Annotated in this window: 22 protein-coding genes; 15 read left to right on the top strand and 7 right to left on the bottom strand. The window is 73.8% G+C overall.

Annotated features, from left to right (window positions below):
• Window positions 1-41: 41 nt before the first annotated feature.
• Entirely contained in the window at window positions 42-1,445 is a 1,404-nt protein-coding gene (locus ACIWVC_RS21825; protein ID WP_396449442.1) for a cytochrome P450, read from the bottom strand.
• 144 nt (window positions 1,446-1,589) lie between these two features.
• Here ACIWVC_RS21825 and ACIWVC_RS21820 point away from each other — a divergent pair, with 144 nt between their 5' ends.
• Window positions 1,590-1,778 carry a DUF5302 domain-containing protein gene (locus tag ACIWVC_RS21820; RefSeq protein WP_396449441.1) on the top strand — a complete coding sequence of 63 codons (189 nt, stop codon included), beginning with the start codon at window positions 1,590-1,592 and terminating at the stop codon, window positions 1,776-1,778.
• Between the two features lie 61 nt (window positions 1,779-1,839).
• Here the strand turns inward: ACIWVC_RS21820 and ACIWVC_RS21815 are convergent, their stop codons facing one another.
• From ACIWVC_RS21815 to ACIWVC_RS21805, 3 genes are all read right to left on the bottom strand, one after another.
• Window positions 1,840-2,478 carry a pyridoxamine 5'-phosphate oxidase family protein gene (locus ACIWVC_RS21815; RefSeq protein WP_396449440.1) on the bottom strand — a complete coding sequence of 213 codons (639 nt, stop codon included), beginning with the start codon at window positions 2,476-2,478 and terminating at the stop codon, window positions 1,840-1,842.
• A 70-nt stretch (window positions 2,479-2,548) separates the two neighbouring features.
• A complete protein-coding gene (locus ACIWVC_RS21810; RefSeq protein WP_396449439.1) occupies window positions 2,549-3,586 on the bottom strand; it encodes an MBL fold metallo-hydrolase in 1,038 nt (345 codons plus the stop codon).
• 81 nt (window positions 3,587-3,667) lie between these two features.
• Window positions 3,668-4,573 carry a hypothetical protein gene (locus tag ACIWVC_RS21805; protein ID WP_396449438.1) on the bottom strand — a complete coding sequence of 302 codons (906 nt, stop codon included), beginning with the start codon at window positions 4,571-4,573 and terminating at the stop codon, window positions 3,668-3,670.
• Between the two features lie 103 nt (window positions 4,574-4,676).
• Between ACIWVC_RS21805 and ACIWVC_RS21800 the strand changes: the two genes are divergently transcribed.
• From ACIWVC_RS21800 to ACIWVC_RS21790, 3 genes are all read left to right on the top strand, one after another.
• Window positions 4,677-5,321 carry a PadR family transcriptional regulator gene (locus ACIWVC_RS21800; protein ID WP_396449437.1) on the top strand — a complete coding sequence of 215 codons (645 nt, stop codon included), beginning with the start codon at window positions 4,677-4,679 and terminating at the stop codon, window positions 5,319-5,321.
• Between the two features lie 154 nt (window positions 5,322-5,475).
• The gene (locus ACIWVC_RS21795; RefSeq protein WP_396449436.1) at window positions 5,476-6,453 is read left to right on the top strand and encodes an ATP-binding cassette domain-containing protein; all 978 of its coding nucleotides are present in this window, start codon (window positions 5,476-5,478) and stop codon (window positions 6,451-6,453) included.
• Entirely contained in the window at window positions 6,450-7,226 is a 777-nt protein-coding gene (locus ACIWVC_RS21790) for an ABC transporter permease (protein ID WP_396449435.1), read from the top strand. The genes ACIWVC_RS21795 and ACIWVC_RS21790 overlap by 4 nt, the downstream gene beginning before the upstream one ends.
• Window positions 7,227-7,267: 41 nt before the next feature.
• Here ACIWVC_RS21790 and ACIWVC_RS21785 read toward each other — a convergent pair whose 3' ends face one another.
• Entirely contained in the window at window positions 7,268-8,569 is a 1,302-nt protein-coding gene (locus tag ACIWVC_RS21785; RefSeq protein WP_396449434.1) for a M20/M25/M40 family metallo-hydrolase, read from the bottom strand.
• A 261-nt stretch (window positions 8,570-8,830) separates the two neighbouring features.
• Here ACIWVC_RS21785 and ACIWVC_RS21780 point away from each other — a divergent pair, with 261 nt between their 5' ends.
• The 8 genes from ACIWVC_RS21780 (at window position 8,831) to ACIWVC_RS21745 (ending at window position 18,218) form a co-directional block, all read left to right on the top strand.
• Window positions 8,831-10,435, top strand: a complete 1,605-nt coding sequence (locus tag ACIWVC_RS21780; RefSeq protein ID WP_396449433.1) for an ABC transporter substrate-binding protein — start codon at window positions 8,831-8,833, stop codon at window positions 10,433-10,435.
• Between the two features lie 6 nt (window positions 10,436-10,441).
• Entirely contained in the window at window positions 10,442-11,368 is a 927-nt protein-coding gene (locus ACIWVC_RS21775) for an ABC transporter permease (RefSeq protein ID WP_396449432.1), read from the top strand.
• A gap of 7 nt (window positions 11,369-11,375) precedes the next feature.
• On the top strand, window positions 11,376-12,350 hold the full coding sequence (locus tag ACIWVC_RS21770; protein ID WP_396449431.1) for an ABC transporter permease: 975 nt from the start codon (window positions 11,376-11,378) through the stop codon (window positions 12,348-12,350).
• A gap of 4 nt (window positions 12,351-12,354) precedes the next feature.
• A complete protein-coding gene (locus tag ACIWVC_RS21765; protein ID WP_396449430.1) occupies window positions 12,355-13,377 on the top strand; it encodes an ABC transporter ATP-binding protein in 1,023 nt (340 codons plus the stop codon).
• Window positions 13,361-14,380, top strand: a complete 1,020-nt coding sequence (locus tag ACIWVC_RS21760; protein WP_396449429.1) for an ABC transporter ATP-binding protein — start codon at window positions 13,361-13,363, stop codon at window positions 14,378-14,380. Before ACIWVC_RS21765 ends, ACIWVC_RS21760 begins: the two co-directional genes overlap by 17 nt.
• 43 nt (window positions 14,381-14,423) lie before the next feature.
• Entirely contained in the window at window positions 14,424-15,284 is an 861-nt protein-coding gene (locus ACIWVC_RS21755; protein ID WP_396449428.1) for a spermidine synthase, read from the top strand.
• 82 nt (window positions 15,285-15,366) lie between these two features.
• Window positions 15,367-16,140, top strand: coding sequence for an SDR family oxidoreductase (locus ACIWVC_RS21750; protein WP_396449427.1), 774 nt, complete (start codon window positions 15,367-15,369; stop codon window positions 16,138-16,140).
• Between the two features lie 59 nt (window positions 16,141-16,199).
• Entirely contained in the window at window positions 16,200-18,218 is a 2,019-nt protein-coding gene (locus ACIWVC_RS21745; protein WP_396454488.1) for a SpoIIE family protein phosphatase, read from the top strand.
• Between the two features lie 28 nt (window positions 18,219-18,246).
• Here the strand turns inward: ACIWVC_RS21745 and ACIWVC_RS21740 are convergent, their stop codons facing one another.
• Both ACIWVC_RS21740 and ACIWVC_RS21735 read right to left on the bottom strand, forming a co-directional pair.
• Entirely contained in the window at window positions 18,247-19,389 is a 1,143-nt protein-coding gene (locus ACIWVC_RS21740) for a hypothetical protein (protein ID WP_396449425.1), read from the bottom strand.
• Between the two features lie 49 nt (window positions 19,390-19,438).
• Window positions 19,439-20,275 carry a DUF4253 domain-containing protein gene (locus tag ACIWVC_RS21735; protein ID WP_396449424.1) on the bottom strand — a complete coding sequence of 279 codons (837 nt, stop codon included), beginning with the start codon at window positions 20,273-20,275 and terminating at the stop codon, window positions 19,439-19,441.
• Between the two features lie 182 nt (window positions 20,276-20,457).
• Between ACIWVC_RS21735 and ACIWVC_RS21730 the strand changes: the two genes are divergently transcribed.
• The 3 genes from ACIWVC_RS21730 to ACIWVC_RS21720 form a co-directional block, all read left to right on the top strand.
• On the top strand, window positions 20,458-20,655 hold the full coding sequence (locus ACIWVC_RS21730; protein ID WP_396454487.1) for a hypothetical protein: 198 nt from the start codon (window positions 20,458-20,460) through the stop codon (window positions 20,653-20,655).
• The gene (locus ACIWVC_RS21725) at window positions 20,652-21,095 is read left to right on the top strand and encodes an NUDIX domain-containing protein (RefSeq protein WP_396454486.1); all 444 of its coding nucleotides are present in this window, start codon (window positions 20,652-20,654) and stop codon (window positions 21,093-21,095) included. The genes ACIWVC_RS21730 and ACIWVC_RS21725 overlap by 4 nt, the downstream gene beginning before the upstream one ends.
• 61 nt (window positions 21,096-21,156) lie before the next feature.
• A partial coding sequence (locus ACIWVC_RS21720) for a penicillin acylase family protein (RefSeq protein WP_396449421.1) occupies window positions 21,157-23,083 on the top strand: 1,927 nt, incomplete at its 3' end.

Raw genomic sequence — 23,083 nt, 5'->3', positions numbered from 1 at the left:
CGGGCGCCCGTGCCCAAACATGCCGCCGATCTTGGCGTGCGTCAGGACGACAGGCGCATGAGGCGCAGCACGCGCCGCACCAGCGAGTTCCCCCCGGCCTCCTCCGGCGCCCTCTCCTCGGCGGGCTCCTCCGCGTCCGCCGGCGCGGCGGCCCGCGGGTCCGGCGCGGCCTGCGCCACCTCGTAGATGACCGGCAGCGACCGCAGGCCGCGCATCAGCGGGGACGACCGCCACGGGAGCTGGTCGGCGGGCAGTGCGAGGCGCAGCGAGGAGAACCGGTCGAACAGCCGCTCCACCGCGATCGTCGTGATGGCGGTGGCGAGGTCGCGGCCGAGGCAGGCGTGCGGCCCCGCGCTCCAGGCCAGGTGGGCGCGGGAGCTGTAGATGGAGTCCGGCGTGGTGGACGTGGTGAACGCCGGGTCGAGGTGCGCGGCGGCGGGCGACACCATGACCGGGTCGCCGGCGGCGATCTGGAACCGGCCGATGCGCACGTCGGCCTTCGCCCAGCGGAACGACAGGTTGGCCATCGGCGGGTTCGCGGCCGCCGCGCGGTTGATCGCCTCCTGGATCATCCCGGCCGACATGCTGTCGCCGGCCCCGGTGTCGCCGATCAGCACCTCGGTGATCGTGTTGCAGATCAGCGTGCCCGTCACGTCGCCGACGAGCCCGGTCATCATCGCCATCTCGCCGGTCAGCTCCTCGGCGGTCAGGTCCGGGACGGCGGCGAGCATGAAGGACGGCAGGTCCGCGCCGGGGGAGGCGACCCGCGCCGCGCACACGTCCGCGACCCGGGCGACCAGCCGGGCCGACGCCTCCTGCGCCTCCGGGCCGGCGTCCATCACCCGCCACAGGTCGATGATCAGCTCGTCGTCGCCCTTACCGCCGGTGCCGAGCAGCCGCCCGATCACCATCAGCGGCAGCGGCCGCGCGTACTGCGCGGACAGGTCGGCCCAGCCGGACGGGCCGCCGTTCTCCGACAGCACGGTGATCAGCTCGTCGGCGTGCCGGCGGACGGCCTGCTCCAGCGACTTGGCCTCCGGGCGGGTGCGGTCCTGGAACGGCCGCAGGCCCGCGCTCCACGCGCTGCGCAGCCGGGTGGAGTCGGCGCCGTCGCGGAACCCCGCGTTGTCGGACTCGACCACGGGCAGCATCGGCCAGTCCGCCGGGACGGCCCCCTCCCGGTACTGGCGCCAGTTCTCGACCCGCCTGCTCCAGACGCCGCGGGTGTCGCGCAGGATGTCGAGCGTCTGCGGGTAGCCGATCACCAGCCACGCCGGGACGCCGAGGACGTCCACCGGCGCGACGGGCCCGTACTCCTCGCGCAGCCGCTCGTAGAACACGGCGGGGCGGGACTCGTAGTCGCGGTTCAGCAGCGGCTGGACGGCGAGCGCCTCCAGCGGGGGATGGGCGGGGGCGGGGTCCGCCTGCGGCGTCTGGGGCTCCACGTGCACAAACCATAGGAGAGATCGTTCTCCGCTGGCGTGCTTTGCGGCGGAAACGCCCGAAATGATCTTCCGGGCGGGCCGGATGGCCGATTCCACCGCCGGTATGTGAGGCTGGGGGTGCCCCTAACAGAGCTGGAGGTCCGCATGGCCGACTCGTCAGGAGAACCCGCCGACGGAGAGGACGACGTCAAGCGCAGGTTCCGGGAGGCCCTGGAGCGCAAGCGCGGAGCGGCGGGCAGGAACGCCGGCACGTCCGGCAGGAGCGGCTCGAAGGTGCGCGGCAAGCACGACCGCGCCGATCACCAGCGGCAGTTCCGCCGCAAGAGCGGCTGACCGGGGCCGCCCCGCCGATCGACCCCCGCGCCCGGCGCGCGGGGGTCCGCCCGACCGCGGGTCAGCGGCCGTAGAGCTTCTTGGAGTAGTTGCGCTCGGCGTAGTACTCCTCCAGCTGCTCCAGGTTCTCCTCGGTGTACTGGACGTCCTTGACGATCCGGGCGTGCGACGGCAGCGCCTGCGGATCCCACGTCTCCGGCTTCCACAGCTTCGAGCGCATCAGCGCCTTCGCGCAGTGGAAGAAGATCTGCTCGATGTCCACGATCAGCGCGAGGGCCGGGCGGTGGCCCTTGACGATCATGTCGTCGAAGAACGGGGCGTCGCGGACGAGGGTGGCGCGGCCGTTGATGCGCAGGGTCTCGCCGCGGCCGGGGACCAGGAAGATCAGCCCCACGTGCGGGTTGCTCAGCACGTTCATGAAGCCGTCCGCGCGGCGGTTGCCGGGGCGGTCCGGGATGGCGATCGTGGTGTCGTCGAGGACGCGCACGAACCCGGGCGGGTCTCCCTTGGGGGAGACGTCGCAGTTGCCGTCGGCGTCGCTGGTGGAGATCAGGCAGAACGGGGAGCGGGCGAGCCACTCCCGGTCCCAGGCGTGCAGCGTGACGCGCTCCTTGTCGATCGCCCTCCGCATCGGTGCGCCGAGGAGCTCGCGCAGCTCCTCGGCCGAGGTGATCGGGGTGAACTCGGGGGCGAGCGTCATCGCCGTTCCTTCCGCCGGGGGACTGGATGATCAGCCTAACCCGGCGGTTTCCGGGCGTTCGGCGGCAGGGTCAGCGTTTCGGCGCGTAGCTGCGGACGCCGTTCTCCTCGTGGGCGTCCAGCACGCCCCGGTCGGCCAGGACGTCCAGGTGGGCCTCGATCTCCAGGACGGCCAGCATCCGGCTGAAGGCGTCGAGGTCGGCGAGCGCGCGCTTGCGGCGCGTCCACGGCATGGCCGCGGCGACCTCGAACGCCGTCCCGCGGCCCGCCCGGACCTGCGCGGCGGCGGCGTCGAGGCGCTCGGCGTGGTGCTCCAGCAGCTCGTCGACCCGGGTGTGCACGCTCGGCCGCACCGGGCCGTGCGCCGGGAGCAGCAGCGTGTCCGGCATGTCGCGGACCAGCCGCAGCGACTCCAGGTAGCTGCGCAGCGGCTTCGGCTCCGGCTCGGTCTCCAGCCCGATGGACGGCGTGATGTGCGGCAGGATGTGGTCGCCCGCGAACAGCAGCCCGTCGGCGGCGTCCCGCATGACGATGTGGCCGCGCGTGTGGCCGGGCGTGGCGAACACGTCCAGGCCCCGGCCGGCCAGCGCGATGCGCTCCCCGTCGTCCAGCCAGGCGTCCGGCAGCGTGTGCGGGACGTCGCGCTCGGAACGGTCCACCGGCATGCTCGCGATCTCGTCGGCCAGGTCGCCGGCGCCGCAGCGGCGCAGCTTCTCCACCTGCCGGGGGTGCAGTCCGCGGCGCATGTCGAACGCCTCGATGGACGGCCGCTCGCCGCGGCCGATCCGCACCCGCGTCCCGAACGACTCGCGCAGCGCGAGCGCCTGCGAGTAGTGGTCCCAGTGCGCGTGGGTGACGAGGAACTGCGCCACGTCGTCCAGCCCGTGGCCCATGCTGCGCAGGGCCTGCTCCATGGACGCGCGCGTGTCGGGCATCGCCCAGCCGGAGTCGATGACGACGAGGCCCTCGGCGTCCTCGATGACGTACACGTTGACCGCGTGCAGCGACGGGATCGGCAGCGCCAGGGGGATCCGGTGCACCCCCGGCACCACCGGATGAGCGCCCGGCTCGGTCCAGTCAGTCGGCTGCTCCACGACCGGTGCCGTCACCGCGCGCCCCCTCGGAATGTCGAATCACGTTCTGATCGAACCTACTTCATCATGAACATCCCTTTCGCCGCCGGGTCGGGGTCAGCCGCGGCGGGCGTCGCGGCCGGCGGCGCGGCGCGCCTCGGCGGCGGCCTCGCGGGCCTCGCGGGCCGCCTCCTCCGCGCGGGCGCGGTTCTGCTCGGCGCGCTCCGCCCGGCGGGCCGCCGCGTCCCGGGCGGCGACGGCGCGGTCCAGCTCGCGGCGCAGGCGCCCCACCTCGGCGGACGCCTCCTCGGCCTCGCGCCTGGCCTCGTCCGCCCGTTCCGCGCGCTCGGCCAGCTTGCGCTCGGCCTCCGCGGCGCGTCTGCGCATGGTCTCGGCGCGCCGGGCCCGTGCCGCGCTCGTCCGCGTGACGTTCGTCTTCGGCTCCTTCTTCGGAACCGGCTCCTCCTCGGGCTCGGGCCCGGGCCTGCGCCCGGGCTCGGGCCCGGGCTCCCGCTTCGTCCGCCGCTTCCCGCCCTGCGGTGCCATGGGGAAGCCGGCGGGGACGAACCCGGTGTGGCTGCGCGGCTGCGTCAGCCGGCCCTCGCGGACCTCCTCGGCGATCTCGGCGTCGACGGTGGCGGCCTGGAGGGTGTCCTCGACCTCCCGGACGGCCTGCTCGCGGAGGGCGCCGCCGCTCCGGGCCGCGAGGTCGGCGGCGGTCCGCACCAGCGCGGCGACCAGGTCGGCGCGGCGCTGCTCCAGGTCGCGGAGGCCGCTGCCGGAGCCCCACGCCGAGCGCATCTCGGCCCCGACGTCCAGCAGCCGGTCCAGGTCGCCGGCGGCGGAGCGGCTGAGCAGGTTCACCGCCCACGCCGACATGGTCGGGCGCCGCAGCGCGCCGAGGCGCCCGGCGAGCGCCGCGTCGCCGTCCTCCTTGGCCCGCCGCGCCAGCCGCTTGCGGGCCGCCACGAACTCGGCGGGCGGGACGCCGTAGAGCTCGTCGGCCGCGCTGGAGAAGTCCACGCCTGATCTTTACCCCGCCCGCGGCCGGCGGATCCGGGTGGACGGCCCGGCGCGCCCAGGGCTATACTCGTCCACGAGTATTCGTCTACGAGGAAGGTGCGGGATGGCCAAGCGGCGCAAGGTGAGCAACCTGCTCGGGCTCGCCGTGCTGTCCACGGTCTCCACCCGGCCCATGCACCCGTACGAGATGGCCGCCCTGATGCGCGCCCGCGGCAAGGACCGCGACATGAACATCAAGTGGGGCTCGCTCTACACCGTCGTGGGCAACCTGGTGAAGCACGGGTTCCTGGCCGTCGAGGGGAGCGCCCGGGAGGGTGCCCGGCCCGAACGGACCGTCTACCGCATCACCGAGGCGGGCCTGGACGAGCTCGCCGACTGGGTCCGGGAGCTCATCGCGGAGCCCGAGCGGGAGGTGCCGCGGTTCGAGGCCGGGCTGTCCGTCCTCGGCGCGCTGGGGCCGGACGAGGTGGCCGGGCTGCTGCGCCGGCGCCTCGACGCCCTGGAGCGGCAGATCGCCGAGGACGAGGCCGCGATGGCGGCGGCGGCCGACGTCCCGCGCCTCTTCCTGATCGAGGAGGAGTACGACCTGGCGATCAGGCGCGCGGAGGTCGCGTGGGTGCGCGGCTTCCTCGCCGAGATCGAGGACGGCTCGCTGCCCGGCCTCGACATGTGGCGGGAGTTCCACAAGACCGGCGAGCTCCCGCCCGAGATCGCCGAGCTGGCGGAAAGGGGAGCACCCGGGAAATAGCCGACAGAAGGCCCGGCGGCGGTGCGGCAACACCGCCCCCGGGCCGGAGAACCCACCACCGAGATTCCCGCGGAGCGGGCCCCGGAGGCGAGCACGCGACTCCAGCCTATCCGGCCCCTCCGCCGATGCACGATGCGCTGCAACGGAGGAGACCATGGCGCATGCCATCGAGGCCGAGGGCCTCGTGAAGAGCTATCCCGGCGGCGTCCGGGCCCTGGACGGCCTGTCCGTCACGGTCGGGCGGGGCGAGATCCTCGCGCTGCTCGGCCCCAACGGGGCGGGCAAGACCACCGCCGTCAAGATCCTGACCACGCTGATCCGGCCGGACGCGGGCAGCGCCGCCGTGGCCGGGCACGACGTGCTGCGCCGACCCGACCGGGTCCGCCGCGTCATCGGCGTCGTCTCGCAGAAGTCCGGCGCCGACCCGGAGGCGAGCGGCCGCGACAACCTGGTCCTGCAGGGCCGCCTGTACGGGCTGCCCGGGGCGGAGGCGCGCCGCCGGGCCGCCGGGCTGCTCGCCCGGTTCGGCCTGGAGGACGCGGCGGGCCGCCCCGTGAAGACCTACTCGGGCGGGATGCAGCGGCGGCTCGACGTGGCGCTCGGCCTCGTCCACCGCCCGCAGGTCCTGTTCCTCGACGAGCCGACGACCGGGCTCGACCCGGAGGCCCGCGCGTCCATGTGGGCCGAGATCGCCCGGCTCGCCGGGGACGACGCCCTCGCCATCCTGCTGACCACCCACTACCTGGACGAGGCCGACCGGCTCGCGCAGCGGCTCGCGATCGTCGACCGGGGCCGCGTCGTCGTCGAGGGCACCCCCGACGGCCTCAAGGGCGAGCTGCACGGCGACGCCGTCCACGTCGAATGGCGGGAGGCGCCGCCGGAGCCGCTCGTGCGGGAGGCACTGGGCCGGCTGCCCGCCATCGGCGAGATCGTCCTGGACGGGCCGCGGCTCAGCGCCCGCACGGCCGACGGCGCGTCCGCCGTGCCGGCCGTCCTCGCCGCGCTCGACCAGGCGGGCGTCCCCGCCGCCGCGGCGACCGTCGCGCGGCCGTCCCTGGACGACGTCTACCTCCGCCACGCCGGGCGCCGCATCGCCGACGCCGAGCCCGCCACCGCCGGAGGCGCCCGATGACCGCACTGCTCACGGGAACCTGGTGGATGACCCACCGGCGGCTGTCGGCGCTGCTGCGCAACCCCGCCGTGGTCGTCATGACGCTGGTGCAGCCGATGATCTGGCTGTTCCTGTTCGGCGAGCTGTTCAAGAGGGTCGCCGAGCTGCCCGGCTTCGGCGCCCAGTCCTACCTCGACTACATCGTCCCCGGCGTCGTGGTCATGAACGCGGTGTCGCTGAACTCGTTCGCCGGGATGGCCACCATGGACGAGATCGAACGCGGCACCCTGAACCGGTTCCTGGTCACCCCGGTCAGGCGCGGCGCGCTGGTGAACGCCGGCGTCGTCGAGCAGGCCCTGAGCACGGCCTTCCAGTCCATCGTGATCATCCTGCTCGGCTGGGCGGCCGGCGCCGGCTACCCGGGGGGCCTGCCCGGCCTCGCGGTGCTCGTCGCCGCCTCGGTGCTGATCGGCATCGTCCTGGCCGCGCTGTCGAACACGCTGGCGCTGCTGTTCCGTGACCGCAACACCATCATCGGCCTGAACGTGATGCTGCTGCTGCCGCTCACGTTCCTGTCGTCGGCGTTCATGCCCAAGGACCTGATGCCGTCCTGGATCCGGCACGTGGCCGCCGTCAACCCGGTGAGCTGGGCCCTCGACAGCGCCCGCACGGCCCTGTCCGCCGCCCCGGACTGGCCGTCGGCCGCGATGCACGGTTCCTGGCTGCTGGCCCTGTCCGCCGCCACCGTGGCGCTGGCGACCCACTCGATCAGGACGTACCAGAAGTCCCAGTAGAGGCGCTCCGCCGACCCCGGCCGTGCGCCGGCCGGCCGGGGTCAGCGGGAGTCCAGGAAGCGGTCCAGGACCCGGGTGCCGAAGGCCAGCCCGTCCAGGGGGACGCGCTCGTCCACGCCGTGGAACATGCCGAAGTAGTCGAGGCCGGGGCCGAGGCGCAGCGGGGCGAAGCCGAAGCTCGTGATGCCGATGCGGTGGAAGGACTTGGCGTCGGTGCCGCCCGCCATGACGTAGGGGACGGGGCGCGCGTCCGGGTCCTCGGCGCGCAGGGCGTCCGCGAGCGCGGCGAAGGTCGGCCCGGCCGGGTCCGCGGCGGGCGCCTCCTCGTGGTTGATGAACTCGCGGGTGACCTTGGGGCCGAGCAGCCGGTCGATCGTGGCGAGGAACTCCTCGCCGGTGCCGGGCAGGTAGCGCCCGTCGACCTGCGCGGTCGCCGTTCCCGGGACGACGTTGACCTTGTATCCGGCGTCCAGGCGGGTCGGGTTCGCGGAGTTGCGGATCGTCCCGGCGAACAGGCGCCCGGCGGGGCCGAGGCGCGCGGCCTCCGCGTCGAGGCGGTCGTGGTCGACGGAGGTGCCGAGCGCGTCCGCCAGGCCGTCCAGCAGAGCCCGCACGCCCGGGGTGAGCCGGACGGGCCACTCGTACGCGGCGAGCCGGGACACGGCGTGCGCGAGCTCGGCGACCGCGTTGTCCGGCGCGGGCTTGGAGCCGTGCCCGGCCGTGCCGCGCGCCGTCAGCCTCATCCACGCGGTGCCGCGCTCGCCCGCCGCGATCGGGTAGACGCGCGTCCCGCCCGCGTCCACGCTGAACCCGCCGGACTCGCTGATCGCCTCGGTGCACCCCTCGAAGACCTCCCGGTGCTCCCGCGCCACGTACCGGGACCCGTACTCGCCGGTGCACTCCTCGTCCGCCAGGAACGCCAGGACCAGGTCCCCGCGCGTGCGCCGCCCCTCGCGCAGCCGCCGCCGCACGACCGCGAGCGTCATCGCGAGGGTGCCCTTCATGTCGACGGCGCCGCGCCCCCACACGCACCCGCCGCGCACCTCGCCGGAGAACGGCGGCACCGTCCACTCGGCCGCGTCGGCGGGCACCACGTCGAGGTGCCCGTGCACCAGGAAGGCGGGACGGGACGGGTCGGTGCCGGGGATCCGCGCGAGCACGCTCGCCCGTCCGGGCGCCGACTCCACGATCGCCGGCTCCGCCCCGGCCTCGTCCAGCAGCCCGGCGACGTACTCCGCGGCCGGCCGTTCGGGACGCGCCGCCCCCTCGCCCCGGTTGGTCGTGTCGAACCGGATCAGCTCGCCGCAGATCCGCCCCGCCTCCGCGCCCGCTCCGCCGTCCATCGCACCCCCGTTCCGCAATGAGGGTTCATTTTCCTCGGGCGCTGACCTGTGTCAATCGGGAGACGCTTGTGGATGGTGCGTCCGATGGCGGTGGGATTGCGGGGGATGCGGTGATGCATGATCAAGAACGTCTCGATCCGGTTTCGACTCCGTGAGCCCTGTGTGCAAACGGTCACCCCGAGTACGACGCTGCCAGCAATCTAGGTGCGGCGGGCGGCCAAGCGCCCGCGGCGCCACGGCGCGACTGGGCCGAGGAGGAGCATGACCAGCCAGAGGGGTGTGCGGAGGAAGGTCGCGGGGGTCGTCGCGGTGGCGCTCGCGGCGTCGCTGGGGCTGTCGGGCTGCGGCGGGGACGAGGCGGGGGCCGGCGACGGGACGTTCACCGTCGGGCACTCCGAACCCGACCACCTGGTGCCCGCCAACACGACCAGCAGCTACTCCTTCGACGTGATCACCGAGCTGTTCGACAACCTGATGACGCTCACCGAGGACGGGAAGGCCGTGCCGCTGGCCGCCGAGTCCGTGGCCTCGGAGGACCAGAAGGTCTGGACGATCAAGGTCAGGCCGGGGCAGAAGTTCCACAACGGGGAGCCGGTGACCGCGCAGAGCTTCGCCGACGCGTGGAACAGCGCGGCCTACGGGCCGAACGCCATGGGCGCCAACTCCTACTTCTCCTACATCAAGGGGTACGCGGAGATGAACCCCGAGGATGAGGACGCCAAGCCGAAGGCCGACACGCTCTCGGGCGTGGAGGTGACCGGGCCGGACACGCTGAAGGTCACGCTGAACGACCCGTTCAGCCAGTTCCCGCTGCTGCTGACCTATCCCGCGTACGCGCCGATGCCGAAGGCGGGCCTCAAGGACCTGAAGGCCTTCGATGCGCACCCCATCGGCAACGGGCCGTACATGATGGACGGCGACTGGGAGCGCAACAAGCAGATCAAGCTCGTCGCCTTCCCGGGGTACACCGGGCCGCGCAAGCCGAAGAACAAGGGCGTGACCTGGAAGAGCTACTCCAGCGCCGACACCGCCTACACCGACCTGCGCGCCGGGCGGATCGACGTGCTGCAGACCATCCCGGCGGCGAAGGTGCCCGAGGCCAAGCGGCTGCTGGGCGACCGCTTCCTCGCCCGGAAGATGAGCACGACCGACTACCTCGGCTTCCCGCTGTTCGACAAGCGGTTCGACAACCCGGACCTGCGCAAGGCCATCTCGATGGTCATCGACCGGCAGGGCATCAACAAGGCGGTCTACAACGGCGACTACTTCCCGGCGGACTCGCTCATCCCGTCCATCATCCCGGGCCACCGCGACAACGCGTGCGGTGAGCTGTGCACCTACGACCCGGCCAAGGCCAAGCAGCTGTTCGACAAGGCCGGCGGGTTCAAGGGGACGATGGAGCTGTACTTCTCCAACGCGCAGCCGACCTACGCGCAGTGGATGCGGATCGTCGCGAACTCCCTGCGCGACAACCTCGGCATCACCGACATCCAGTTCCGGCAGGTGCCCGCGTCCGACTACTTCTCCATGCTGCGCGAGCACGAGGAGAAGGGCCCGTACCGGCAGAACTGGGAGGCCGACTACCCGAGCCCCCAGAACTACCTGGAGAACATGTGGGGCCTGGACAACCGCATGGGCTGGGAGAACAAGCAGTTCAACGACCTCATCGCGAAGGCCAACAAGGCGGCCGACCAGCAGCAGGCCATCGCGCTCTACAACCAGGCCGAGGACATCGCCGTCCAGGAGATGCCGATGATCCCGCTCTGGACGTGGGCCGGCCAGGGCGGCCGCTCCGACAAGGTCGACAACGTCACGATCACGCCGTTCTCGACGGGCCTGGTCGCGACGGATGTGACGGTGAAGTAGCGGGCGATGTGGCGCTACGTCCTACGGCGGCTCCTGCAGGCGGTGCCCGTCTTCATCGGCACGACGCTGCTCATCTACGTGATGGTGTTCGCGCTTCCGGGCGACCCGATCCAGGCGCTCGCCGGGGACAAGCCGGTCCCGGACAACGTCCTCCAGACGCTCCGGGACCGGTACAACCTCAACGACCCGCTGCTGGTGCAGTACGCGAAGTACATGTGGGGCCTCGCCCAGGGCGACCTGGGCGAGAACTACACCGGCCAGAGCGTGTCGGAGATGCTCAGCGGGCGGTGGTCGGTGACCGCGCAGCTGGCCGTCACCGCCTGGATCTTCGAGCTGGCCATCGGGATCGCGCTCGGCACGTGGGCGGGCCTGCGGCGCGGGAGGCTCGCCGACACCCTCGTCCTCGGCGGGACGACGCTGGTGATCGCGGTGCCGGTGTTCGTGCTCGGCTACACCGCGCAGCTGCTGTTCGGCCTGCACTGGCGGATCTTCCCCACGGCCGGGACCGACGAGGGCTGGCCGATGAGCTACCTGCTGCCCGGCATCGTCCTCGGCTCGCTCGGCCTGTCGTACGTGGCGCGGCTGACGCGGACGAGCCTGTCGGAGAACCTGCGGGCCGACTACGTGCGCACCGCGAACGCCAAGGGGCTGTCGCGGGCGCGGGTCGTCGGCAGGCACGCGCTCCGCAACTCGCTGATCCCCGTCGTCACCTACCTCGGCGTCGACTTCGGCAACCTGATGGGCGGCGCGGTCGTCACCGAGGGCATCTTCAACCTGCCGGGCATCGGGCAGCAGGTGTTCCAGTCGATCCAGCTGAAGGAGGGCCCGGTCGTGGTCGGCGCGGTCACCGTCCTCGTGCTGATCTTCCTGCTGGTCAACCTGGTCGTGGACCTGCTGTACGGGGTCCTCGACCCGCGGATCAGGTACGAGTGAGGCGCGCATGACGATCAAGGAGCCGGACGCCGGGCCGCCGGGCGCCGAGCCCGAGCCGGGACCCGGGCCGGGGGACGCGACGGGGGCCGCAGGGACGAGCGCCGCCGCGGTCGCCGCCGCGGGCGGCGAGATCGGCCGGGCGTCGCTGTGGCACGACGCGTGGCGCGACCTGCGGCGCCGCTGGGTGTTCTGGGGCTCGGCGGCGATCCTCGCGGTCGTGGCGGTGATGGCGGCGCTGCCGAGGCTGTTCACCGCGAAGGACGTCAACCAGGGCTGCGACCCGAACGCCGCGAAGCTCGGCCCGTCCGGTGACCACTGGTTCGGCACCGACCTCGCCGGCTGCGACTACTACGCGCACGTCGTGCACGGCGCCCGCCCGACGCTGCTCATCGGCGTAGCGGTCACCCTGTTCGCGCTGGCGATCGCGCTGGTGTTCGGGCTGCTCGCCGGATACTACGGCGGCCTCCTCGACGCGCTCATCGCACGGCTGACCGACGTGTTCTTCGGGCTGCCGTTCGTGCTCGGCGCCACGGTGATCCTGGTGGCGTTCCCCTCGCACGGCGTGTGGGCGATGACGCTGGTCCTGGTGCTGCTCGGCTGGACGACCATGATCCGCATCATGCGGGGGCAGGTCATCGCCGTCCGGGACGCCGACTACGTGCAGGCGGCGCGGCTGCTCGGCGCGTCCGACGGGCGGATCATGGCCCGGCACATCCTGCCGAACGCGATCGCCCCGGTGATCGTGGTCGCCACCCTCAACGTCGGCAACGTGATCGTGGGGGAGGCGACGCTGGACTTCCTCGGCGTCGGCCTGCAGTACCCGGAGGTCTCCTGGGGGCTCCAGCTGAACCAGGCGAAGGACTCCTTCATCGACCACCCGCACCTGCTGGTCTTCCCCGCCGTGTTCCTGTCGGCGACGGTGCTGAGCTTCCTGATGCTCGGCGACGCCGCCCGCGACGCCCTCGACCCGAAGCTGCGGTGAGCTCATGCTGACGGATGTGAAGGACGACCCCGCGCCGCCGCCCCCGCTGCTGCGCGTCGACGACCTGCACGTGCGGTTCCGCGTGCGCGGCCGGGACGTGCACGCGGTGAACGGCCTGTCGTACACCCTCGACGAGGGGGAGACGCTGGCGATCCTCGGCGAGTCGGGATCGGGCAAGAGCGTCGCCGCCCAGGCCGTCATGGGGATCCTGGACGTGCCGCCCGCCCGAGTGGAGCGCGGGTCGGTGCGGCTGCGCGGCGAGGAGCTGCTCGGCCTGCCCGAGCGGCGCCGCCGCGCCTACCGCGGCGACCGCATCTCGATGATCTTCCAGGACGCGCTGACCGCGCTGAACCCGGTGCTCACCGTCGGCGACCAGCTCCGCGAGATGTACCGGGTGCACCGCGGGCTCGGCCGGAGGGAGGCCCGGGACAGGGCCGTCGAGCTGATGGAGCGGGTGCGGATCCCGTCCGCCGCGAAGCGGCTCGGCGACTACCCGCACCAGTTCTCCGGCGGGATGCGCCAGCGCATCATGATCGCGATGGCGCTCGCGCTGGAACCGGACGTCCTCATCGCCGACGAGCCGACCACCGCGCTGGACGTCACCGTCCAGGCGCAGATCATGCGGCTGCTCGCCGGGCTCCAGGACGAGCTGCGCATGGGCATGGTGCTGATCACCCACGACCTCGGCGTCGTCGCCGGCGTCGCGGACCGGATCGTCGTCATGTACGCGGGGACGGTCGCCGAGCAGGCGCCCGCCCGCGAGCTGTACGCGCGCCCCGCCCACCCCTACACCCGGGGGCTGCTGGCGTCGGTGCCGCGCCTGGACCGGCGCGGCGCGCCGCTCGTCCCGATCAAGGGGACGCCGCCGAACCCGGCCGCGCTCCCGCCCGGCTGCCCTTTCCAGCCGCGCTGCCCCCGCGCCGAGGCGGTCTGCGCGGCGGAGAAACCGCCGCTCACCGCCGTCGCGCCCGGCCACGACGCCGCGTGCCACTTCGCCGAGGAGGTCCACCGTGCCCGACCCGAATGAGGCGCCGATCCTCCAGGTGGAGGGCCTCGTCAAGCACTACCCCGTCACCCGCGGCGTGGTGGTCAAGCGGCCGGTCGGGTACGTCAAGGCCGTGGACGGCGTCGACCTGGAGCTGCGCCGCGGTGAGACGCTCGGCGTCGTCGGCGAGTCCGGATGCGGGAAGTCGACGCTGGCGAAGCTGCTGCTCGCCGCCGAACGCCCCACCGCCGGGACGGTCCGCTTCGGCGGCCGCGACGTCTTCGCGCTGCCGAAGGCCGAGCTGCGGGCCCTGCGCCGGCGCATCCAGCTGGTGATGCAGGACCCGTACTCCTCGCTCGACCCGCGCATGACGGTCGGCGACATCGTCGGCGAGCCGTTCGCGGTCCACCGGGACGCGGCGCCGAAGGGCGATCGGCGCAGGCGCGTCCAGGAGCTGCTGGAACTCGTCGGCCTCGACCCCGACCACGTCAGCCGGTACCCGCACCAGTTCTCCGGCGGGCAGCGCCAGCGCGTCGGGATCGCCCGCGCCCTCGCGCTGCGCCCCGACGTGGTCGTGTGCGACGAGCCGGTGTCGGCGCTGGACGTGTCCGTGCAGGCGCAGGTGATGAACCTGCTCGCCGAGCTGCAGCGCGAGCTCGGCCTGGCGTACGTGTTCATCGCGCACGACCTGGCCGCGGTCCGGCACATCTCCGACCGCGTCGCCGTCATGTACCTGGGCAAGGTCGTCGAGACCGGGGACGAGACCCAGATCTACGAGCATCCGACGCACCCGTACACGCAGGCGCTGCTGTCGGCCGTCCCGGTGCCCGACCCGGACGCGCCCGGCTGGGCGGGGCAGATCCGGCTGGAGGGCGAGCCGCCGTCGCCGCTGGACCCGCCGTCCGGGTGCCGGTTCCGCACCCGCTGCTGGAAGGCGCGGGAGATCTGCGCGGACGAGGTCCCGGCCCTGGAGGAGCGTGAGGGGTCGGCCCACCCCAGTGCGTGCCATTTCGCGGCCGAGCCCGCCCTCACCGAGCGAACCTGACGCCCGCGCGGCGGCCCGGGGGAGGGGTCCGTAGGGTGGGGGCATGGGACGCAAGCGCCGGCACGGTTCCCCGCCGCGCACCTACGAGATCGCCGGCGGGGAGGCGGAGCTGCTGCGCGACGCCGACCGGGACGGCGGCTGGATGCTGCTCGTCGGCGGTGTGCCGCAGTCCTACGTGGACCTGTCCGACCCCACCTACCTCGACTTCGAGTACATGCGGCTGATCGGCGACGTGGTCGACTGCGCGGGCGCGGAGGGCGAGGCGTTCGACGCCGTCCACATCGGCGGTGCGGGCTGCACGCTGCCCCGCTACATCGCCGCGACCCGGCCGGGGTCGCGGCAGATCGTGCTGGAGCCGGACGCGCAGCTGGTGCAGCTCGTCCGCGAGCGGCTGCCGGTCAAGGGCGTCCCCGGCCTGCGGATCCGCATCGCCGACGGGCGCAGCGGCATCGCGGCGCTCGCCGACGACGCCGACGACCTGGTCGTGATGGACGCGTTCGCCGAGGCGTCCATGCCGCCCGAGCTGGCCACCCGCGAGTTCGTCCTGGACGCCGCCCGGGTGCTGCGCCCCCGCGGCGTCTACCTCGCCAACGTCGCCGACGGGTTCCGGCTGCCGTTCGCGCGCCGGGTGACCGCCACGATCCGGTCGGTGTTCCGGCACACGGTGCTGATGGGCGATCCGGGGGTGCTGCGGGGCCGCCGGTTCGGCAACCTGATCGTGGCCGCGTCGCAGCGGCCGCTGCCGGTCGCCGAGCTGACCCGCCGCGCCGCGGGCGGCATCGTCCGGGCCCGGGTCGTGGACGGCGGCGACCTCGCCGCGTTCTGCGCCGGGGCCGCGCCGCTGCACGACGGGGAAGAGATCGTCACACCCGTCCCCCCGCCCCAGGTCTTCGGGTCGTCCTGACGGCGGCGCGGGTGCGCCGCCGCGTTCCGGGCGCCCGTTCCGTCCGGCTTCCGGACGCTTCCCACACATCAAGGAGGAACCGATGATTCTCGTAACCGGGGCCACCGGCACGCTGGGCAGCCCCCTCGTACGGCGCCTGCGGGAGGCCGGCGCGGACGTGCACGGGCTGAGCCGCCGCGACAGGGACCCCGAGCCGGGCATGACCTGGCACAAGGGCGACCTGTACACCGGCGAGGGCGTCGACGCGGCGTGCGCGGGAGCGGAGACGATCGTGCACTGCGCCAGCGACCCGTTCCACGCCAAGCGGGACCTGCCCGCCGCCCGGCGGCTCGTCGAGGCCGCGCGGGGGCAGGGCGCCCCGCACCTGATCTACATCTCGATCGTCGGCGTCGACAAGATCCCCTACAGCTACTACCGGACCAAGTACGCGGTGGAGCGACTCATCGAGGACTCCGGGCTGCCCTATTCGATTCTGCGGACGACGCAGTTCCACACGCTGCCGGACATGGTCTTCAACGTGCTCACGAAGGTCCCCGGCGTGGCGGCGGTGCCGAAGGCGCTGCGCGACCAGCCGATCGACGTCGGGGAGGTTGCGGAGCGGCTCGCCCAGCTGGCGCTCGCCGCCGGTCCCGCGCGGCGCGTGGACGACATGGGCGGCCCGGAGGTGCTCACCGCCGAGGACATGCTGCGCGACTACCTGGAGGTGCGCGGCCTGCGGCGTCCCGTCCGGGTGCCGCTGCCGCTGCCGGGGAAGGCCGGGCGGGGGTTCCGGGAGGGCCACCACCTCGCCCCCGACCACGCGGTGGGCAAGCGCACCTGGCGCCAGTATCTGGAGGAGACCCACGGGCGCCGCTGACGGCGGCTTCCCCGCCCGTATCGGCCTCATCGGGCCGCTCCATGTCCCATAATCGAGCGATGGAGTCGTCCACCCGAATTCTTATTCTCGGCATGGATTCGTCGGGGAGGATTCTGCAGTTCGACCGCAACGCCGCCGCAGTTCTCTCCCCGAATGCGGACGATCTGCTGGGCGCCTACCTGGACGAAGTGATCTCGGGCGCGCGGGAGCCGCTGCTGGAGGCGCTGAAGGCCGGGCGGGAGCGCACCGCCATGCTCGCCGTGGACACGCCGGCGAGCGGGACCCTGGACGCGGTCGTGACCGTGCACCCGATGAGCGGCGGCCTGAACGGGGCGGCGGGCGGCGGGCCCGACCTCGCGGCGCTCGCCGTCATCCGGGTGCCGGTGCCGCTCGCCGACCGGTTCGTCGACCCGGCCGTCATCCGCCGCGCCCTGCTGGACGACTCGCTGCCGCGCATAGGGTCCACGCTCGACCTGGAGCTGCTGGCCCGCGGCCTGATGGACGCGCTCGTCCCGCACTTCTGCAACTCCGGCGCGCTGCTGCTCGCCGAGAGCCACATCGACGCCGACGAGCCGCCGGAGGGCCCGGACGGCCCGCAGCTGCGCCGGATGGCGATCGGGTTCGACGACGAGGACCCGATCTGGGACGCGACGTTCCCGACCGGCGAGTCCCTCGTCTACCCGCCGGGCACGCCGCACGCGCTGTGCCTGGAGTCGGGCGAGCCGGTGCTGCGCACCCTCGGCGGCGAGGGCGCGGCGAAGCTCGCGAGCGCGTGGCGCCGCCCGCCGGTCGCCGACCTGCTCAAGGGCGCGTCGATGCTGCTCCTGCCGATCGTGTCGTCGGCGGGTGTGCTCGGGTTCTTCGTCTGCACCCGCAACGCCGCGCACCGGCCGTTCGACGCCTACGACGTCGAGATCGGCATGGAGTTCGCCAACCGGGCGTCCATCTTCGTGGAGAGCGCGCGCCAGTACTCGCGGGAGCGCGCCACCGCCCTCACCCTGCAGCGCAGCCTGCTGCCGACCGGGCTGTCGGCGCCGTCGACGGTCGAGGTGAACCACCGCTACCTGCCGGGCAGCCGCCGCATCGAGGTCGGCGGCGACTGGTACGAGTCGATCGCGCTGCCCGGCGCCCGCGTCGCGCTCGTGGTGGGGGACGTCGCCGGGCACGGCGTGAAGGCCGCCGTCACGATGGGGCGGCTGCGCACCGCCATCCACACGCTCGCCGGCCTCGAACTGCCGCCCGCCGAGGCCCTGGAGCGGCTCGACGCGCTGATGGCGACGCTCGGCGAGCGCGAGCCGCACTTCGCCACCTGCGCCTACGTCGTCTACGACGCGGTCACCGGGCGGTGCGAGGTCGCGAGCGCGGGGCACCTGCCGCCGCTGCTCGCCCCGCCGGGCGCCGACTCGGAGTACCTGCCGGTGCCGCCCGCGCCGCCGCTCGGCGTCGGCGGCGACCGCCCCATCACCACCCGCGAGTTCACCGTCGAGGACGGCACGCTCCTGTTCCTCTACACCGACGGCCTGGTGGAGAACCGGGCCCGCGACATCGACGACGGGCTGGCCCGGCTGCTCGCGACGTTCGGGCCGGGCGCGGCCGCCCGCCCGCTGGACGACCTGTGCCAGGCGGCGCTCGACGGCGTCTACGACGACCAGCACCGCGACGACATCGCGATGCTGGTGGCGCGGCTCTCGCGCATCCCGGCCGACCACCACGCCTCCTGGGAGCTGCCCGCCGAGCCCGCCGCCGTCCGCCGCGCCCGCGGCCTCGTCCGCGACCGGCTCGCCCGCTGGGGCCTCGACGAGCTGACCCACTCCACGATGCTGCTGGTGTCGGAGCTGGTCACCAACGCGATCCGGCACGCGGGCGGGCGGGTCAAGCTGCGGCTGGTGCGGGAGGGCGGCCTGGTCTGCGAGGTCTTCGACTCCTCCGACGGGGCTCCCCGCATCCGCCTCCACGACGAGGACGACATGCTGGAGTCGGGCCGCGGCCTGCACGTCGTGGGGCGGCTGGCGCGCCGCTGGGGCGTGCGCCGCACCGCCGGCGGCAAGGTCGTCTGGTGCGAGCAGGAACTGCCCTGACGCCCGTGCGCCCGCCCGCCGCCGCGGCTCAGCGCAGCACCGAGATGTGCACGTGGTCGTAGTGGTTCTGGGTGAGGCCGCCGCGGTCCGCCATCGGCCGCCAGCCGCCGCCCCGCACGTTCCAGATGTGCTGCCGCCAGATCACGTACGAGATGCCGAGCCGCCGAGCGTTCGCGACCGCGTAGCGGGCCACCTGGTCGCCGTGCCGCTGCGCGCCGGCGCTCGGCATCCGCCCGCCGGTGCTCTCCATGAAGTCGCAGGCGCGGCCGTCGCCGTGGTCCTGCGGGTCGCCGGTGGCGCGGAAGCAGCCGATGACCGGGAACGGCCCGAACATGCCCGCGATCTCCAGCACGACGGTCCGCATCGTGGGCGTCATCATGTTGCCGGTGATGGGGGTGCGGTCGCCGGCCGCGCCGTCCGGCCGCCCGGTCAGCCGCGGGCGCGGCGGGCGCTTCGCGGACGTCCCCGGCGCGCGGGGCGGGGCGAGCGCCGCCACCTTCGTCCCGCGCGGCAGGATCTTCCGCAGCCGCCTCGCCAGCTTCGCCGCGTCGGCCCTCGGGGCGCTGATGACGAGCCCGTTCCCGTCCGGCAGGCCCAGCGCGCGGGCCTGCTCGCGGGACACGATGGCGTCGACGTCGCCGATGCCCATCGAGGCGTAGGCGCCGACGCGGACCTTGCCGGGGGCGGCGCTGCGCCCGGCCGGGACGACCGCGCCGAGCGGCAGCCCCCCGTCCCGGCCCTGCTCGAACGAGACGGCCAGCCCGCCGGACGCGACCGTCTGCCACAGCCGGTCGGACTCGGCGGCCGCCTCGGGCGCGAACGCCCGGAACGCCGACGGGTCGACGCCGAGCAGCCCCATCCGGCGCCCCCCGACGCGGGCCTGTGCGGCGTCCACGACGGTGAGGCCCGCGACGCCCTTGAGCCGCCGCGCCCGCTCGACGGCCCGCGGCGGCAGCGGCGACGTCCCGGCGACCAGCAGGTGCGGCGTGTAGCGGCGGGTCAGCGGCGCGACGGCCGGCGCGTGCGGCGCGGCGCCCCGGTCCACCGACACGAGGTTCCCGGGCCTGGACGGCTCGCCGCCGGCGCGGGTGGCGAGCACGGTGACGTCGGCCGCCAGAGTCGCGGCGACCGCCGCCGCCACGCCCCCCGCGAGCGCCCGTCCACCGCGCATACGACCCCGATCCCCTCGCCTTCCTTCCGCCGCATCGTAGGGGAGCGGGTCAGTCCCACCAGAACGACCAGTAGGTCTTCCCGCGGATCTCCTCCGCGTACCCGGCGAGCGTGCCCGGGCCCTGGAACAGGATGTCGGGGCAGAACGCCCAGTGCTCGGCGGCGACGTGGACGGCGTGCCGGGTGGTGACGGGCGGCGCGGCGACGCTGAGCTCCAGCGTGTTGAACCCGAGCCCGATGACGCGGGCGCCGAACCGGTCCTCCCAGCTGCGCAGGACGGCGGACAGCGGCGCCGTCCACTCGTTGTGGTTGAGGGCGCCCTGCCAGCCCACGGCGGCGAGCGCGTCCGCGCCCCGCTCGACCGCGACCAGGCCGAGCGGCAGGCCGCGCGCCGCGAGGACGCGGGCGTAGCGGTCGGCCATCGCGCCCGGGTCGTCGAGCGGCGTGCCCGCCGGGGCGGGGCCGGGGCAGTGCCGGCCGAAGGGGGCGAGGTCGTCCAGGTCGACGTCGGACGCCTGCTCGGCGAAGTCGGTCCACACCTCGTACATGAACGCGTGGGGGCTGTAGCCGGCGATCTCGCCGACCGGCTCCGGCGCGATCTGCCCGGCCGCCCACGGCTGGTCGCTCTCGTCCATCAGCAGCGGCCACAGCCCCGACCGGTGGTGCTCGGCGCGCAGCGCGGCCCACAGGTCGCCGCGGACCGGGTCGTCGCTCAGCCAGAACGCGGGCCGCAGGAGCGGCCGCCGCTGCGGGTAGCCGGGATCGGGCCAGACCAGGTCCCCGTCGGGCAGCGGCACCGACAGCGTCCGCCCGGCGGCGTCCTCGACGCCGCCGTCGAACAGCTGCGGCAGATCGCCCGGCAGGTGCCGGACCTCCACATCATCCATTTCACGCCGTTCCGGTACAGAGCATGCCAGTGGCGATCGTAACGGCGGAGAGGCCGCCAGGGGGACCGGCTGCGCGGTTCGGCCGTCCCGGGACGCACGGTGCGGCGGGCTGCACCCCCGTCCCGGGCGCCGGTCCGGCTGCGCGGCGACCCGCGGTCGCCTACGGTCGTCGGTGAGGTGACATGAGAAGCGCACTGGAACGCAGCGCGGCGGCGGTCCGTGAACCGGCCGCCGCCCTCCGCACCGCCGTGCCCGCGCTCGCCGGCGCCGAGCGGTCGGCCGGCGGGCACATCGGCGCCGTGTTCGCCGAGGTCGGCCCGCCGCCCGGCGGCGGCGGGCACCGCCGCGTCCTCGCCGTCCCGGCGCACCCGGGCGCATGAGGGTCCGCCGCTCCGTCCGCGCCCTGCTGCTGGACGGCGGCGCGCTCGTGCTGCTGCGCCGCACCCGGCCCGGCCGCCCCGTCTACTGGACGACCCCCGGCGGCAAGATCGAGCCCTCGGACGCGTCGCCGGAGGCGGCGCTGCGCCGCGAGCTGGACGAGGAGCTCGGCGCGGTGGCGGGGCCGGTCCGCCAGGTCTTCGCGTGCGCCGAGCAGGGCCCCGACCTGCACCGGCTCAACGTGTTCTACGTCTGCCGCCTGGTCTCGATGGACCTGTCGCGGCGGCACGGCCCCGAGTTCGACGACCCTTCGAACGGCCGCTACGACGTGGACATCGTGCCGTGCACGCCCGCCGCGCTGGCGCCCATCGACCTCATCCCCGAGACCCTCGGCGCCTACCTGCGGGACCACGCCGCCGACCTCCCCGGACTCCTCCCGTAGGTCTTGCCAGGAACGGTGGCATGTGCCAATTTTGCGGGACTTCTGTGATCAAGGAGCCTCGATGCCGCGTACCGGTCTGCGCCTGGCGGGAACCGCCGTGGTCGCCGCCGCCCTCCTGACCCCCGTGCCCTCGTCCGCGGCCGCGGTCGGCGAGGGCGGCATGTCGGCGACCATCCGCTATACCGAGTACGGCATCCCGCACATCACCGCGCGGGACTACGCGAGCCTCGGCTACGGCACCGGCTACGCGGCGGCGAAGGACGGCATCTGCCTGCTCGCGCAGGGCGTGGTCACCCTCAGCGGGGAACGCTCCAAGTACTTCGGGCCGGACGCCGCGCCGGACGGGTCGCTGTCGTCGGCGTCCACCAACCTGGCCAGCGACGTCTTCTTCACCGCGATCAACGACAGCGGGATCGTCGAAAGGCTGGCGGCCGCGCCCGCCCCCTACGGCCCGACCCGCGAGGTGCGCGAGCTCAGCCGCGGCTGGGTGGCCGGCTACAACCGCTTCCTGCGCGAAGGCCGGATCACCGACCCGGCGTGCAAGGGGGCCGCGTGGCTGCGGCCCCTCACCGAGATGGACGTCCACCGCCGCGCCTACGCCCTCGCCATGCTCGGCGGCTCCGGGATGGTCACCGACCAGATCACCGAGGCGGCGCCCCCGGGCGGCGCGCAGCCCGGGGCCCAGCCCCTGGAGAAGGCCGCGCGGGACGCCACCAAGCTGCTGGCGGACACCGGCATGGGCAGCAACGCCATCGCGGTGGGCGCGGACGCCACCGCGAACGGGCGCGGCCTGCTGCTCGGCAACCCGCACTATCCGTGGCACAACGGGCGGCGCTTCTGGCAGATGCAGCAGACGATCCCCGGCGAACTGGACGTGAGCGGCGCCGCACTGCTCGGGTCGCCGTCGGTCAACATCGGCCACACCTCGACGTTCGCGTGGAGCCACACCGTCGCGACCGGCGTCCCGTTCAGCCTGACGGAGCTCCGCCTCGTGCCGGGCGACCCGACGTCCTACTTCGTGGACGGCAAGATCGAGAAGATGACCCAGCGGCGGGTCACCGTGCAGGTCAAGCAGCCGGACGGTTCGCTCAAGCCGGTCACGAAGACCCAATGGCGCAGCCGCTACGGCCCGATCGTCACGTCCGTCTCGTCCATCGGGCTCCCGTGGACGACGTGGAACGCCTACGCGATCACCGACCCGAACTCGACCAACCTGCGCCTGGTCAACACCTCGCTCGCCCTGGACAAGGCCCGCACCACCGACGACGCCCTGCACGCGCTGAAGCAGACCCAGGGCCTCCCGTGGGTCAACACCATCGCGGCCGACTCGCGCGGGAAGGCGCTGTTCGCCCAGATCCAAGTGCTGCCCAACGTCACGAACGCGTTCGCGGACCGCTGCAACAGCCTCCTCGGGCACATCACGTTCCGGCAGGCGGGCCTCGCCATCCTGGACGGCACCCGGTCGTCCTGCGCCCCTGGGAAGGCCCCCGGGACCGTCCAGCCGGGCATCCTCGACCCCGACCGGTACCCGGTGCTGCACCGGGGCGACTACGTCACCAACTCCAACGACAGCTACTGGCTGTCGAACCCGGAGAAGCCGCTGACCGGGTTCGACCGCATCATCGGCGACGAGAAGACCGCCCGCAGCCTCCGCACCCGGAGCGGCATCGTCTCGGTCCAGGACCAGCTCGCCAAGGGCAGGTTCACTCGCGCCGACATGCAGGACCTCGTCTTCGCGAACCGCGACCAGGCGGGTGAACTGGCCGCGGCGGGGACCGTGAAGATGTGCCGCGACATGCGCCTCGGAGAGCCGTGCGACGTCCTCGCCGAGTGGGACAGGACGGCGGACGCCGACAGCAGGGGCGCCCTCCTCTTCGACCGCTACTGGCGCAAGGCGCTCTCCGCATGGGACCTGTGGAAGACGCCGTTCGATGCGTCCGACCCGGTCGACACGCCGCGCGACTTCAACACCGGCTCCTGGGCCGCCC

The organism is Actinomadura sp. (genome assembly GCF_044508335.1).
Taxonomy (GTDB): Bacteria; Actinomycetota; Actinomycetes; order Streptosporangiales; family Streptosporangiaceae; genus Spirillospora.
This window is presented reverse-complemented; position numbering and strand designations above follow the sequence as displayed.